The 16,225-nt window shown below is 46.2% G+C and carries 13 protein-coding genes; all 13 read right to left on the bottom strand.

Going from position 1 to position 16,225, the window contains the following annotated elements; genetic code table 11:
- Positions 1–188: 188 nt before the first annotated feature.
- Positions 189–1,613, bottom strand: coding sequence for a type I glutamate--ammonia ligase (gene glnA, locus MKX40_RS08915; RefSeq protein WP_074094318.1), 1,425 nt, complete (start codon positions 1,611–1,613; stop codon positions 189–191).
- Between the two features lie 411 nt (positions 1,614–2,024).
- On the bottom strand, positions 2,025–3,089 hold the full coding sequence (gene aroF, locus MKX40_RS08910; protein ID WP_339240889.1) for a 3-deoxy-7-phosphoheptulonate synthase: 1,065 nt from the start codon (positions 3,087–3,089) through the stop codon (positions 2,025–2,027).
- A 283-nt stretch (positions 3,090–3,372) separates the two neighbouring features.
- On the bottom strand, positions 3,373–4,326 hold the full coding sequence (locus MKX40_RS08905; RefSeq protein ID WP_339240888.1) for a 4-hydroxy-3-methylbut-2-enyl diphosphate reductase: 954 nt from the start codon (positions 4,324–4,326) through the stop codon (positions 3,373–3,375).
- A gap of 67 nt (positions 4,327–4,393) precedes the next feature.
- Complete coding sequence (locus MKX40_RS08900; protein ID WP_339240886.1) at positions 4,394–5,854, bottom strand: HAMP domain-containing sensor histidine kinase; 1,461 nt, start codon at positions 5,852–5,854, stop codon at positions 4,394–4,396.
- A gap of 1 nt (position 5,855) precedes the next feature.
- Entirely contained in the window at positions 5,856–6,545 is a 690-nt protein-coding gene (locus tag MKX40_RS08895) for a response regulator transcription factor (RefSeq protein WP_339240884.1), read from the bottom strand.
- 174 nt (positions 6,546–6,719) lie between these two features.
- Positions 6,720–8,387, bottom strand: a complete 1,668-nt coding sequence (locus tag MKX40_RS08890) for a trypsin-like peptidase domain-containing protein (protein ID WP_339240882.1) — start codon at positions 8,385–8,387, stop codon at positions 6,720–6,722.
- 148 nt (positions 8,388–8,535) lie between these two features.
- The gene (locus MKX40_RS08885) at positions 8,536–9,198 is read right to left on the bottom strand and encodes a response regulator transcription factor (protein WP_339240881.1); all 663 of its coding nucleotides are present in this window, start codon (positions 9,196–9,198) and stop codon (positions 8,536–8,538) included.
- A gap of 17 nt (positions 9,199–9,215) precedes the next feature.
- Positions 9,216–10,241: a sensor histidine kinase gene (locus MKX40_RS08880; protein ID WP_339240879.1), complete on the bottom strand. Its 1,026-nt coding sequence runs from the start codon at positions 10,239–10,241 to the stop codon at positions 9,216–9,218.
- A 3-nt stretch (positions 10,242–10,244) separates the two neighbouring features.
- Positions 10,245–11,273 carry a cell wall-active antibiotics response protein LiaF gene (gene liaF, locus MKX40_RS08875; protein ID WP_339240877.1) on the bottom strand — a complete coding sequence of 343 codons (1,029 nt, stop codon included), beginning with the start codon at positions 11,271–11,273 and terminating at the stop codon, positions 10,245–10,247.
- 197 nt (positions 11,274–11,470) lie between these two features.
- Positions 11,471–11,686: a hypothetical protein gene (locus tag MKX40_RS08870; protein WP_339240876.1), complete on the bottom strand. Its 216-nt coding sequence runs from the start codon at positions 11,684–11,686 to the stop codon at positions 11,471–11,473.
- A 111-nt stretch (positions 11,687–11,797) separates the two neighbouring features.
- Positions 11,798–12,580 (bottom strand): 3D domain-containing protein, encoded by a 783-nt coding sequence (locus MKX40_RS08865; protein WP_339240875.1) that lies wholly within the window; start codon positions 12,578–12,580, stop codon positions 11,798–11,800.
- Between the two features lie 177 nt (positions 12,581–12,757).
- A complete protein-coding gene (gene thrS, locus MKX40_RS08860) occupies positions 12,758–14,695 on the bottom strand; it encodes a threonine--tRNA ligase (RefSeq protein ID WP_339240873.1) in 1,938 nt (645 codons plus the stop codon).
- 414 nt (positions 14,696–15,109) lie between these two features.
- Positions 15,110–16,063 (bottom strand): putative sporulation protein YtxC, encoded by a 954-nt coding sequence (locus MKX40_RS08855; RefSeq protein WP_339240871.1) that lies wholly within the window; start codon positions 16,061–16,063, stop codon positions 15,110–15,112.
- Between the last annotated feature and the right edge of the window lie 162 nt (positions 16,064–16,225).

The following is a 16,225-nucleotide window of genomic DNA, read 5'->3' as shown; positions in this document are numbered from 1 at the left end:
TCGCTATGATATCAGTATTCTCTATCTGCTTCAAGGGCAATATGCACTGAAGTGTTCAATTCAGGCCATCAAATTCCTTTATCACCCTGCAAAGTTAAAGCACTACATTGTTTAATTCAAGGAAAAGCCCCCGAGAGTGTGTCCCGGAGGCTTTAAGTTGGAACAAGTTCTGTTCCGACCCCGACCGATTAGCAGTCGAAGTAAAGGCTGTACTCGTGCGGATGAATGCGGATCGCTACTGCTTTCGCTTCATCGCGCTTGAGGTTGATGTAGTTTTCAATGAATTCTTTTGTGAATACGCCGCCTTCAGTCAAGAACTCGTTATCCGCTGCCAATGCATCCAGTGCTTCTTCGAGGGAAGCTGGCACACTGCGGATATTTTCTTTATCAGCATCAGACAGGTCATAGATGTTTTTGTCGAGCGGACCATATCCAAGTTCAGTTGGGTTGATTTTGCGTTTGATTCCATCTAGACCAGCCATCAACATTGCGGAGAATGCCAAGTATGGGTTAGCTGTGGAGTCTGGTGTACGGAACTCGATACGACAACCTTTTGGTGTCACAGCTGCAACCGGAATACGAACTGCTGCGGAACGGTTACCTTTGGAGTAAACCAGGTTAACTGGTGCTTCGTAACCAGGTACAAGACGTTTGAACGAGTTTGTACTCGGGTTAGTCAAAGCGATCAGTGCCGGAGCATGGTACAGGATACCTCCGATGTAGTGCAGAGCCATTTCACTCAGGTTAGCATATCCCGCTTTGTCATAGAACAATGGGGAATCGCCATCAAAGATGGATTGGTGAACGTGCATTCCGCTACCATTATCACCGAACAATGGTTTTGGCATGAATGTTGCTACTTTACCATATTGACGTGCAGTGTTGTGCACGATGTATTTGTATGCAAGCAGGTTATCTGCTGTTTTCTTCAGTGTATCAAAACGGAAGTTGATTTCGGCTTGACCCGCTGTCGCCACTTCATGGTGATGACGCTCAATCGACAGACCCGCTTCTTCCAAAAGGCGACACATTTCGCTACGAATATCTTGTTGTGTATCGACTGGAGCTACTGGAACATATCCACCTTTAGTGCGTACTTTGAAGCCCAGGTTTCCGCCTTCTTCTTTGCGGTTCGTGTTCCATGAAGCTTCTTCGGAATCTACGTAGTAGGAAGAGCTGTTCGTGCCGCTCTCATAACGTACATCGTCGAAGATGAAGAACTCGGATTCAGGTGCGAAGAATGCCGCTGTACCTACACCGCTTTCTTGCAAATAAGCTTCTGCTTTAACAGCGATGCTACGTGGGTCACGCTCATAACGCTCGCCGTCTGGAGTGAAGATATCACACATAACATTTAATGTAGGGTGTGCAGTGAACGGATCGACATAAGTCGCTTCAGGGTCTGGCATCATAACCATATCGGACTCTTCAATTCCGCGGAAACCTTGGATAGAAGAACCGTCAAAAGCTACTCCATTTACGAACGTGTCTGCATCAACAGCCGAAGCTGGCAAGGAAATGTGATGTGCACGACCAGCTAAATCTACAAAACGAAAATCTACCCACTCGATGTTGTTCTCTTGAATTGATTTCAATACGTTTTCAACCGACATGTATTCGTCCTCCCAAATATTCCGAACATTAAACAACCCCACTAAGAAAATGTCTAAATTCGAATTTTTTTCTGTCGTCATTATAAATTTTAAAACCTGACATCGTCAATACTTATGTAAGGTATTTTTTGCGAGTATGTTAGCTATACTCACATTTTATAAATAACGTAAATTCACATAACAACACATTTAATATACATTTAACTGGTTTAATGCGGTAAAGCGACCCCTTTTTTATCCTAAATCATGGAAAAAACTTCACATCATAAATGTTTCTTATCACTATTGATTAATAAATACGTTCAAAACTGCAAAATATGCAAAAAACCGAGCATCTATCTGATTCCGTCGCAATAAACGAGACCAGATGAGATGCCCGGATGATGTTCCAGACTTTGACTATGAATTCTATTATACGCCTACACGTGCCGGGAAGAATGCTGCTGGTTGTTTCGCTGTACTGAATGATTTACCCACGATTGGTGCCAATTTCTCCAGATCCTGCAACAGGTTCGCGAATTGATCAGGGAACAAGGACTGCACACCATCTCCTGTCATGGAGTTATCCGGATCAGTATGCATTTCAATGATCAGGCCATTGGCACCCGCAGCAACGGAAGCTTTTGTCATCGGCTCCACCAGTTCACGTCGTCCAGTACCATGGCTCGGGTCAGAAATAACCGGCAAATGGCTCAAAGACTGCAGAACAGGGATCGCTGACAGGTCAAGCGTATTACGTGTGTAAGATTCAAACGTACGAATACCACGTTCACACAGCATGACATTTGGATTACCACCCGCAAGAATGTATTCTGCCGCATTCAACAACTCATCATATGTTGCACTGAAGCCACGTTTCAACAATACCGGTTTGCCACACTCGCCCAATTTGCGCAGCAGGTCAAAGTTCTGCATGTTACGTGTACCTACTTGCAGAATATCTGCGTACTCGGCGCAAATATCCACATACTCAGGTGTCATGACTTCTGTAATGGTCAGCAGGCCATGTTTCTTACCTGCCTCTGCCATCATGATCAATCCCTCTACGCCCGTTCCCTGGAAGCTGTAAGGTCCTGTACGCGGCTTAAATGCACCCCCACGCAACACTTGCCCACCTGCAGCTTTTACAAGTCCCGCAATCTCATCAATCTGCGCAGCGGATTCAACTGCACACGGTCCACCCATGACGACAAGTTCTTTTCCGCCAATATCTACACCTTTGATGGAGATCACCGTATCTTCCGGATGGAAGTCACGGCTTGCCAACTTGTAGGACTTCGAGATTTTCACAACATTCTCGACACCTTTCATTTGGCGAAGATGCTCTTGCATTTTAGGTTCAACTTTGCCAATCAACCCAATAATAGTACGATCCTCTCCGCGAGAGATATGCACCTGAAGCCCTACTTTTTCAATAACTGCTACGATATCCTGAATCTGTTCCTCCGGTGTGGCTTTGCCTGCAATAACGATCATATTAATTCCCATCCTTCCTTGTATGAGAGCACAATAAGTTTCTAACGTGCGTCTGATTAAATATATAAACTCTGTCGCGCTTAAACGCTTGTTCGCTTTTAAGCTTTTATCCGTTAAAGTGAATATACCATAGATCTCCTGTTGCGTCAAGGTACACCTTCTTTATCCTATATTAAAAAGAACCCTGCTCCACAGGCACCAAATTCGGTTCTGCATAACAGGATTCTTCTCATTCACATTTCATTTGCAATTCACATACACGTAGAGTTACACTGCCTTCACACTACGGTGTACGTGTTTTTTCTCTAACTGGGGGCAGCAATTTGCTCATGTTCACGGTACGCTTAATCTCCCACGTCTCCGGCTTGTCATGCTCATACTGCTCCAAGTAAAGGATGACTTCCTTCGTAATCGGTGTAGGTGTTGATGCACCCGAAGTAACCGCCACCTTATTGACACCTTTCAGCCATTCTTGCTGAATCTCGGAGACATCCGATACACGGTAGGCCGTAACCCCCGCGATTTCCTCCGACACTTGTGCCAGACGGTTGGAGTTATTGCTGCGAGGATCACCCACTACAATAACCAGGTCTGCTTGACCTGCCTGTTCAGCAACAGCTTCCTGACGCACCTGAGTTGCGAGACAAATCTCATTATGAATCTCAGCGCCAGGGAACTTCTCCAACAGCCGGCTCATGATGTGTTTGATATCCCACTGGCTCATCGTGGTCTGATTCGTAATAAGGATTTTGCCTGGAGGTATGTTCAGTGCTTCGATCTCTTCTTCCTTCTCGATCAGATGAACGAGATCTGGTGCAACGCCTACGGCACCTTCTGGTTCAGGGTGATTCTTTTTGCCGATATAGATGATCTGATAACCCTCTGCCGTCTTCTCCCGAATGAGATCATGTGTCTTGGTGACATCAGGGCATGTTGCATCCACTGTTGTCAGTCCTTTATCCCTTGCCAGCTTACGCACTTCTGGAGATACACCATGAGCTGTAAAAATAATCGTGCCACTCTCCACTTGGCTCAAAATATCCATTCGGTTCGGACCATCCAATGTAATAATACCTTCATCTTCAAAGGAATCCGTCACATGTTGGTTATGCACAATCATACCCAATATATAAATAGGTCGTGGTAAATCCAGATTGCGTGCCGCTTGACGCGCGAGCACCATCGCATCCACAACGCCGTAACAATATCCACGCGGCGAAATTCGTAGTACTTCCACTTGGTTGCCACCCGCTTTCTTTCTCGACAACATTGCCGATGTAATTGCAGTCCTGTCTATTATACCTTTATTCGATAGGCGGAGCAAAGACCACCGGCAACCAGATAATAAAGGTTGTTCCTTCTCCACGTCTGGTTACAACCTCGACCGATCCTTGGTGTTCCTCAATAATCCACTTCGCAATCGAAAGTCCCAGACCTATGCCGGGGGTAGCCCCACGGGATTCATCCGCTCGATAGAAGCGATCAAAGATAAACGGCACTTCATCCCGATCCATGCCAATACCGGTGTCGCTGATGCGTAGTCCCACCTGACCTTTGTATAATACGGCATCCAGCGTTACAGAGCCGTCAGGTGTGTATTTAAACGCATTTTCGATGAAAATAAACAGCATCTGTTGCAGATAGTCCTTGCTACCATTCACATAGATACCATTGAGAATTGACAGATCACCTGTACGCCACTCCGCATGGTGATCCAGGAATTGCGATCTTCGCGCGACTTCCTGTACCAATATCTGCAGCGGGATCGGATTCAGTTCAATTTTTTGCCCTGTATCCGCTCTCGCCAATGACAACATGTCACTGATCAGCCTGCTCATGCGTTTTCCTTCATCGGCCATGTCTTCCAACGCCTCGACGGACATCTGTCTGACCGTTTCTTCATCCAGATTCGGTCGGTCTGTTGCCTCTTGATCCCACAGCTTCTTCAGGAAGTCCACGTTCCCCCGAATGGTAGTCAGCGGTGTACGCAGTTCATGCGATGCATCGGATACAAAGCGGCGCTGGGCAGCATTCGTCTCCTCCAAACCGCGGAATGACAATTCTGTACGCTCAAGCATATTATTAACCGTTTCGATCAGACGCCCGATCTCATCCTTAGGCCCCGCATATTGAATACGTACACTTAGGTCATCTCCTGATTGAATCTGATTTGCGGCATCAATGACATTCACGAGCGGACGCATCGACTTGCGGGCCAGAACAAGACCTGAGGTAATAGCGAGGGCCATCGCTACCAGCCAGCCAAAAACCAAAATATTAAGCAACGCTTCCAGCAGGCGCTCCTGTGAACTTACATTGGCTCCTACCTGAAGAATTCCACGTACTTCATTGGTACCTTGAAGAGAAAGGGGGAGCTGATTCACCAGAAACGGTGTGCCATCCACATAGATCTTCGATATGCCACGCTTTTCAAGAATTTCATTGGATTTCAATACCGGAAACTGAATCTGTAATTTCTTCATATTGCCGGAAATTATGCCCGAACGACTCTGATAATCCCAGAGTTGAATATATATTTGAGCCTCCTGAAGCTGGCTCTCTGTAAATGGGTCCAGATCCAACGACTGCGAAAGAGGGTTAACACCAATCTGCTCCGTAATCCGGGCACTCTTCACCTTCAATTGCTGTTCGACTTCCTGGTAGGAGTTAAAATAAACAAAGGCATAGATTACAACGCCCCAAAAAATAAGCACAGCCGCCAAAATGCCAGAATACCATGCGGTTAGTCTTAACCGGATGGACATATCAGGAGTCACCTCTCAGAATATAACCGGCTCCCCGGATGGTCTGGATTAGACGTTTGCCACCGTATTCTTCGGTCTTCTGTCGGAGCATGGCGATGTATACTTCAAGCACGTTAGACTCACCGCTGTAATCATAACCCCAGATTTTATCCATAATCAGATCACGGGACAGTACCCGTCTTGGATTTTGCATAAACAGATTGAGCAGCTCGAATTCCTTGGCAGTCAGTTCCAGACGTTGCCCATCTCGGAGTACTTCACGTGAGTCATTGTCCAAAATGATATCTTCATACATTAAGCGGTTGTCCGGCGTACTTGCGCTATCTGACTTGCGGCGCAGCAATGCCCGGACACGCGCCAATAATTCTTCCAACGCAAAAGGTTTTACAAGGTAGTCATCGGCTCCCGTGTCCAGTCCGGTCACCCTGCTCTGTACCTCGTCCTTGGCAGTCAGCATTAGCACAGGCACTTTGCTGCCTGCTTCTCTCAATCTGCGACATACCTCAAATCCGTCAATCTGCGGCATCATCACATCCAGCACAACAATGTCCGGCTCCTTGTCCATCAGTTTACTAAGGCCTTCGGCTCCGTTGGAAGCAGTCTGTACCTCATATCCTTCAAAAGCCAAGCCCCGGCGGAGCATGGATACAATTTTTTCGTCATCATCCACAATCAAAATAGTTGAGCGCATGGTCTTTCTCCTTTATCCTAACGTTTTATCCCATTGTAACAGGCAGAAGCACAATCTGCATCTTCAAGTAGGCGTCTCAAATTCTTCACTGGTCCTTTGTAACCCTGCTTTATCAGGGCAAAAAAAGCGGAAGGGCCTTCAAACCCTTCCGCTCTTTCGATCCTTACCCGATATTTATGGTTGTTGCTGTTGGGTATCTGTTGTTTGTGAAGTATCAAAATCATTTTTATTCCCGATTTTGATTTTCAGATCCATTTTCTTACCGTCACGAACCACGTTCAATGTCACTTCACTGCCAATTTTCTGTTTCTTGATAAAATCAATCAGATCCTGACTTGTGGCGTACGGCGTACCATTAGCACCAGTGATGATGTCATATGCACGAAGATCTGCTTGGTAAGCCGGTGATTGGAAGATCGTGCTGGCTACGACAGAACCTTCGGTAATGTCTGTTCCCATTTGTTTAGCTACTTCAGGCGTGAGAGCCATCAGAGATGCACCGATAAATGGTACTGGCTCTTTGGGAACTTCTTTGTTCTCTTTGAGATATTTAACGGCTTCAGAGATAACGCTCGATGGGATCGCAAAGCCAATCCCTTGTGCATCTGCGCTTACTGCAACGTTCATTCCGATAACTTCCCCATTCAGGTTCAGCAACGGACCACCAGAGTTACCCGGATTAATCGAAGCATCTGTTTGCAGCAAATGGCTGTACTCACGTGTTTTTCCTGTTTCTTCATCTGGAATGCTGATTGTACGTTCTTTGGCACTCAGCACACCTGCTGTAACCGTGTGTTCGAATCCTTCAGGGTTACCGATCGCTACAAGCCACTCACCGACTTGAGTGCTGTTGGAGTCACCCAGTGGAGCTACAGGGAACGCATCGTCACCACTGTTTTTCTCAATTTTCAGTACAGCTAAATCCAGATCGAAGCTGCTTCCCAGAAGTTTAGCTTCATAAGGTTTACTGTTGTTCTCCAAGGTTACCTGGATTACGTCCGCACCCTGAACTACGTGTTGATTCGTCAGGATATATCCTTCTTTGTCAAAAATGAATCCTGAACCAATGCCTAGGGGTACTAATTGATTACTGCCTTGCTGTTGTTGCTGGCTCTGACCTTGATTGCCTTCCGTTCCGCCCCCATTACCGAAGAAGTATTGGTACAACGGATCACTTGTGTTCGATCCACCCTGACCCATTCCTGTACGCGAGGACTGTTTCGCGAGTGTTTCGATTTTGACAACAGCTGGACTTGTACTCGTCACTACGGATGAGACATCTTCTTTGCCTGTTGGCAGTAACGATGCTGTCACATTGTTGCCTCCGCCTGTGTTTGTGGACGCTTCCTGTCCCGAGCTTTGATTTTCCGTGTTCGTAAGTGCAGTCTCCGGTGTGAACATGTTTGTTCTATCGGCTGTGTACATGAGAACGGTAATGACCAGCATGCCGGCAATAAAAGAGAACAACAGTGATCTTACAGATGAACGCGGCTTGCGGTTATTATAGTTCCAGTTGCCTTTGCCGCCATTCCCTTGATCTCCACCATTACCTGAGCCGTTTCCACCGCCTCCTGTTGATCTTGTCGCTTGCTCGGAGGATTGATTATTGTAGTAAGTAGGTACGGGTCTCACCGGATCAGGTTTTGTAATCTCTACATTTCCTTCTTCACGTTGATTATTGCTTCCCATGTGGTTTGCTGTATCTTCCTGATTCACGGACTGAAAAGGTCCATAAGAATAATAATAGGAGGATTCGTCCGTTCCGGAAGAATTGCGATTCTCCGTTTGTTTGGTTTCGTTTTCCTCGTCTTGACGGTTCGATCTATAATTGCGTTCGTCCATGCCTCTCTACCTCCCAATCTCTTATTCCCAAGAGATATTCTTTAACTGTCCTTATTTTGTACTTTAAACCTTAACCGTACCTTAAAAACAATTAAAAAGGAGATAAAAGCACGGAAGAATAGATTGTTTTTCCCGTCATAACGGGATTTTATCCTTTCGTTTTCACCCAGCCCTGACGATGCGCATAGATTGCCAATTGGGTTCGATCGTCCATCTCACATTTCATCAGCAGGTTGCTCACATGTGTTTTGACGGTTTTGATACTGATATGTAATTCTTCTCCAATGTCTTTGTTGGTCTTCCCCTCTGCAATAAGCAACAGCACTTCCTTTTCCCGTTCAGTCAAGCCAGATTCACTCTCTCTCGCTGTACGTTGCCTGATTCCCCGAGTCAATGCCTGCGACACATCACCTGTCATAACAGGCATGCCTCTGTAAGCCCCTTGAAGAGCATAGATCAATTCTTCAGCAGAGACTGTCTTGAGCACATAACTTACCGCACCCGCTTCAATCGCTTGCACAACAAGATCATCCTCCAGGAAACTGGTGAGCATCACGATCTTCATCCCTGGAAATTCAGTCATGATAGCTTGTGTTGCTTCTGCGCCATTCATGATCGGCATCATCAGATCCATGAGGATCAAGTCGGGCATTTCATTATCATTTAATTTGCGCAACTGATCAAGCGCATCCTGCCCATGGCCTGCTTCTCCCATCACATGAAAAGTAGGTTCCAGCATCAGATACGTTTTCAAGCCCATTCGTACCATGTCATGGTCATCCACAATCATTACGTTTACTTTTCCACTCATTCCGTCTCCCCCTTAATTCATTCAGAAACATTCGGAAATTTCGGGATCAATACCCGTACCGTCGTTCCCGCTCCCGGCTTCGATATAATCTGGACTTGCCCCCCAAGCTTCTCGGCCCGTTCACGCATGGTAGATAACCCATATGAACCTGGACGCTCGGCTTGATGCAAAAATCCCTGACCATCATCGCTGATGCTCATGCTGATCTGATGTTCACTCTCCCGTATGGACAGACTGACCACCCCTGCCTCTGCATGTTTCACAACATTGGCAACCGCCTCCTGAATAACAAGAAACAGCTGGTGCTCAATGGCATCCGAGATTCCGCCATCCAGTTCCAGCTCTTTCACACCTTTAAGACCATTCTGCCGGCAATAATCAGGAAACCAGCTATCCAGTGCCGCGCTGAGATCACGCCCTTCCAGCTCCACCGGTCGAAGTTGGGCAATGAGTCCTCGCATCTGTCGCTGCGCAATATGTGACATCTGAATTAACTGGTCCAGCACTTTACCGCCATGCTCCGGATTCATCTCCAGCAGACGTGGTAAGGATGAAGCCGACATATGCATGGCAAACAGCTGCTGGCTAACCGTGTCATGGAGATCCCTTGCCATTCGTTTGCGCTCTTCAAGCACAGCGCGCTCCGAGGCCTGCTCCTTCTCAATCACTTCCTGCTCACCGAGACGCTGAAGCAGTCTCATCTTTTTCTCAATCGAATCCATCATGACATTGAACTCCTGGTAGACACGACCGAACGAAGCGTCATCCGCTTCAGGCATGCGTACCGCCAGATTACCCTTGGACACTTTCAACATGTTAAGATCGAGCAGGTCGATCTTGCGCTGAAGTCGTAATGCGGCGATATATCCGGTGATAACGGTGGCTAGCACAATAACGGCAACATAGGTCCATGCCCTTTGACGGCCAGCCCCCATCAACACCTCTCCATATAATAGATAGAATCCACCCAGCGTAATCAGACCCGTTAACGCAAAATACATCATCAGTTCCCACTTATTGGCCTTGAGAATTGTTCGAATCATGCATTAACCCACCTTATTAACTTTGACGTCTCCGATAAACACACTTACAATAATGCGCACCTTTTTGCTTGCCTCACGATAATGGGCAGTTTCAGCCTGCGCACTACTCAGGAATCCGCCGCGTTTCTGATTCAACAATGACATGTCTCCAATGAATGAATTCGTCGTCACCGTCACACCCATGTCCATATCTTCTGGTACAAATACTTTTACATCACCGATAAATGAAGAAATGACAATCTTCGTCTCACCGTATGGAATCTGTGCTTTGGTCAAATCAATAACGGTATCTCCGATAAAGGCCGAGATATTCATCGGTTTCAACGAGAACACTTCCTGTCCCATATACAAATCCCCAATGAACGCTGATTTATTGATGGTATTGCCACTGCCATAATCCCCATAACCATTCCCGTAGTCATCATCATAATGTTTTTCATATCCAGTATCACTTGAGTTATGCGATTGATATTTCTTCTTATATTGATGCTCTTGTGATGATGAATCTGTTGATCCTGTGAAATGAGGGCCATATGAGGCGTTCTTCTGTTCCTGCTTAGGTTTGCCAAAAGTTTTCTCGAACTGTTCGTCAAACGAAGATGGCATTTCCAGATCCTCAGGAGACAACGGTTTATAAGGTTGCTCAGGTGCTGGAGGTGGCTGCATTTTATCATGATGTTTCCGGTCGCGACGTCGTGGCCCAATCAGTACGAATAATCCTCCGCCAATTAGCATAACCGGGATCAGGTAACGGATGAACTCCCCCATGGAGTAATCAATCCATCCCAGGTTACGGGCAAGAAAGTAACCACCAATCCCCAGTACGATGACCGGTCCAATAAAAGCATAACCCCCGTTGCGACGAATCTCGGAGATTCCCTTGGCCCCCCACCAGATTAAAAATAACGGCCAATATGTTCTGAAAATATATCCTACATCAATGTCATATCCCAATTGTCTGAACAAGATCATTGCACCTATAGCAATAAGAGGTATGCCAACCCACCAGCGGTCACGCGTAGATCGTTTCATCGCTCATGTCTCCTTCGTCTTTATTATGTATCCAGTGTAACTCAGACAAGGCAATGAGAACAGCGGCGGCAGGTGGAAGTCATCTCGGTCTCAAGACTGAGATGTGAGGATATTTTTGTAAAAACTTCGCATATGTAAAACACCCTGGAGCTGCTGCTCCAGGGTGCTGAATCATCATTGGGTTAATGAATCTTCATTTATTTTTTGTATTTGGATGCTTTGCCTTGACCTTGGCCAGTTTGGCCTGTGTTTTCTACACCGAACTCGGCATTGAATTTTTCATCAGGTGTTTGGAAATTATCTTGAACTTTGTTTTGAGCGGATTGCTTCACTTTAGATGCTGCATTCTCTTCTCCAAACTCTGCATTGTACTTCTCGTTCGGCGTTTGATACCCTTGTGATTTTTTAGCCACAACGAATCACCTCTCTCTTCATATTTACGATGCATTGCTGCACCGCGGGGTTCGTCCCCAGTCAGTATTATGTGGAGAGAGCACTTCTGTTATTCATGTTCACATGTGAAATTAAATGGCCTTGTCCAACCAAGAATCCGGTACAGATTTGTACACATTGATCGCATCAGCCAAATCGCTGAGCATCTTTTCTGTACACTTTCCAGCGCCTTGCCTGATCACCTGTACCTCCACATCCTTTTTGCCCCACTCCTTATACACTTGCTTGGTTGTCGGGAAATACAGATCAATTTTATTGCCTTTGATCGCCGAACCGGTATCTGCAACAATCCCGTATCCATAGCCCGGAATATATAGAATGGAGCCCATTGGAAACAACTTTGGATCAGCTGCAATCGTGGAGACGGTTTCTTTATCACGGCGTACTTTGACACCGGAATACGTAATTCCGTATTGTGGATGTTTGGGGCCTTTACCTGTAGACTCCACACCTGCCGTATATCCTGTTGCTGTCACCTTCTGTGTGCCAAGAACCTGTTCTGAACGTGGGGCAAGCACAGGCATAGATGGATTACCCACTTGTTTATCTGGAAGCTCCGGCTTTGGAATGACCATCGGTTGTGGTGACCACAGTAAAGCCATGTATACCATGGTTGTCAGTTGGGCCTCATCGCTGTATAGATGGTCAGCCTGTTCCGAAACTTCTTGATCAGACTTGCTCGAACGCTCAATCGAAGTCTCACTGCTTCGACTCTCGACATGAAGTACTGCACTTTCCTCTTCAAATGTATACGCATCCGCCTGATTCAGGCTGATCATTATTCCGGCGAACATTACACAACCAACCAGTAAACACCTTATCGTTTTCTTTTGAATTGAGAATTGCTTTTTCATTGTACAACCTCCCCCTCACTGCAAAGGTTTTCCAAAAAGCAATTAATCTATACTTTTCAAAATTGAAAACGACGAAAAAAAGCCTGAACAACAAGGGAGTTCCCAAGTTACTCAGGCGTTTATTCAGATAAATCAGCTCAGCTTATGCAATGGTTATCCCATAGATCAATGGTTCATTTACACCAAACGTGTTGCAATTTCCTCTTTCAATTGTGCAATAATTTCATCGACCGGTTTCATGCCCAGATCGCCTTCTCCACGCTTACGCACGGATACCGCTTCTGCATTACGCTCATTCTCACCGACAACAAACATATAAGGCATTTTCTCAAGCTGCGCCTCACGGATTTTATATCCAAGCTTCTCATTCCGCAGATCAGCTTCAGCAGAGATTCCCGCACGTTTCAGCTTCGCTTCCACTTCACGCGCATAATCGTCGAAGTTTCCGGATACTGGGATCACTTTGGCCTGAACCGGAGACAACCACAGCGGGAAAGCTCCTGCAAAGTTCTCCAGCAAGAATGCTGTGAAACGTTCCATCGTACTGATTACACCGCGGTGAATAACGACCGGACGATGTTTCTGTCCGTCATCTCCCACATATTCAAGCTCAAAGCGCTCAGGCAACAGGAAGTCCAGTTGGACTGTAGACAATGTCTCTTCTTTGCCCAATGCTGTTTTGATCTGCACATCCAGCTTCGGACCGTAGAACGCAGCTTCACCTTCTGCTTCATAGAATGGAAGGTCAAGCTCTTCCACAACTTCACGCAGCATGCGTTGGGACATCTCCCACATCTCGTCGTTCTGGAAGTATTTCTCGGTATCCTTCGGATCGCGATACGACAGACGGAAACGATATTCGTTGATACCGAAATCCTTGTACACGGTTTGAATCAACTCGATAACACGAGCGAACTCTTCTTTAATCTGATCCGGGCGTGCAAAAATGTGTGAGTCATTCAGAGTCATTGCACGTACACGGTGCAGACCTGTCAACGCTCCTGACATTTCATAACGGTGCATCATGCCAAGCTCGGCAATACGGATTGGCAGATCACGGTAGCTGTGCATGCTGGACTTGTACACCATCATATGGTGAGGACAGTTCATTGGACGGAGAACGAGTTCCTCGTTATCCATAACCATTTTCGGGAACATATCTTCCTGGTAGTGCTCCCAGTGTCCAGATGTCTTGTACAATTCCACGTTACCCAGAACCGGTGTGTATACATGCTGGTATCCAAGGCTTTCTTCTAGATCCACAATATAACGCTCCAGGGTACGGCGCAGCTTCGCACCGTTAGGCAACCAGATTGGCAGACCTTGGCCAACCAGTTGGGAGAATGTGAACATTTCGAGCTCTTTACCCAGCTTGCGGTGATCCCGTTTGCGAGCCTCTTCGAGGAAGTGCAAATGCTCGTCCAGCTGTGCTTTTTTCACAAAAGCCGTACCATAGATACGTTGAAGCATTTTGTTTTTGCTATCTCCACGCCAGTAAGCACCCGCGACATTCATCAGTTTGAACACTTTGATTTTGCTAGTCGATGGCACGTGAGGACCACGACACAAGTCGAAGAATTCACCTTGCTCGTAAATCGTGATCACGCTGTCTTCGGGCAAGTCACGAATCAACTCAAGTTTGTAGGGATCGCCCACTTCTTCGAACGTTTTGATCGCGTCCTCGCGGCTAACTTCCTTACGTACAATTGGCAAGTTCTCGTTTACAATACGCTCCATTTCCTTCTCGATCTTTTGCAGATCTTCAGGATTGAGCGGGTGTTCGAGGTCCATATCATAGTAAAAACCATCTTCGATGACCGGGCCAATACCAAGGCGAACCTCTTGGTTACCAAATAAACGTTTCACTGCTTGAGCCATCAAGTGAGCTGTACTATGACGCATCACTTCAAGTCCTTCTGGTGAATCCAAAGTTACGATCTCCACCAATGCTCCTTCATGAAGTGTTGTGGACAAGTCCACCACGATACCATCCAGCTTGCCGGCTACGGCATTTTTGCGCAATCCGCTGCTAATCGAAGCCGCTACGTCCTCAATGGTGCTGCCATCCGCGTACTCACGTACCGAACCATCCGGTAATTTAATGTTAACTGCCATTTGTCTCATTCCTCCTGTTAATGTAACCTTCATGTCCTAATGTTCATGGATTGATTATCTAATGCTATTCCAATCATTTTGCAAAGGAACGCAAAAAACACCCGTCCCGGCAAAGGGACGAGTGATATATACTCGTGGTTCCACCCTAATTCAGCTGATTCATCCTATTCGGAGACACAGCCCTCATTGGCATGACGATAACGGGCATGACCCGGCAAATCCTTACTCGCGGATAATCTCCAGTAAAGGCGATGTTCTAAATCCACTTTCAAAATTGCAGCTACAAAGGGGTAAACCATACGTGATAACCGGAGGAATTTTCAGCCAAGGTTCCTCTCTCTGCACCGATCTTGCGTGTGGTCGTTGTCTTTGTCAACGCTTTTGGTTCAATGGTTCACATGAAAAAATCATGGATCAACAGTTATTATAATTGCCGAGATCACTTGCGTCAAGACCTGTCAACAATCCTGAACGCAGCACTTCACATTCCGGGCAATGATGGCAGATTTGCACTTTGTCTTCAAAGATCTGGCAGATGGTCGAGATGATCGGCAGATCGGGGGTACGCGTATGCAGCATAACTTTCTCAGGAGAGATCGAGATGAGAGTACTTACAATCATATCTTCAATATCCATCTCCAGTTCCAGACCTGGCATTTCCACAACGACCTGTTCATCCTTTTGTACGGGTAACAGATTAAGTCCAGCATCCAGGACCTGAAATTCATGCATTCCCTTGTGTACAAGATGAACCAGAGGTACTTTGGCTTCTTGAAAAAAAACAAAATATTTTAACAGCCCCATAAACTCTTCATACTGCCGATCCATCCAGAATTCATCCAGCGCATACTCCACTAATTCCTGAAGCTCCTGTTTATATGGCCGTATGCGGAAGTTGATAATGCCTTCAAGGTGAAAAAAGTGAACATCCTCCAAATCCTGCCGTAGTCCACTAGCCAACGTAGTACGACGGCGCTCCCGGAGTCCAGGTTGATCCAGATCACCATTTAATAGTAGTGGCATGCAGATTCGATTGACCTTCTCCACCTCATGCTCATCCATGACAGAACATGCCTTGGCGATCATATCTTCCACCATGTTACGTTCTTGTGTCTCCATAATGAAATCGGCGAGCCCAAGGGAGAGCAGATCACTAATCCGGGGAAGCCATTGCTGGAAGTCTTCGTGATTCTCATTCCCTCTGCACACCCAGGCTGCTCTTCCATCATTATGTTTGAAGACAAGCCTGAATCCTCTTTTACTTATATGTAAACCTTTGGTTTTTTCCTTGACACAACGATAAAATTGATCCGCTTCCTCTTGCCCAGATACATCGGTCCATACAGCAAACAGTTCCACAAGAATCACTCCTTTCCTTCCTCTTCAAAGTATATGGCAAGGCAGATGGGGATATACGAAGCGGATTGATGGAAAGCGTGTCATGATTTCTCAGTATATTATGAAGAGGTTTGGAGTTAAGACAAAAATGTGTTATTATTTTAATAACAGTATGTTTCACGGAAAAGGAGG

Source organism: Paenibacillus sp. FSL R5-0517 (assembly GCF_037974355.1).
Taxonomy (GTDB): domain Bacteria; phylum Bacillota; class Bacilli; order Paenibacillales; family Paenibacillaceae; genus Paenibacillus.
Note: the sequence above shows the minus strand (reverse complement) of the source record. Positions and strands in the feature narration are given on the sequence as shown.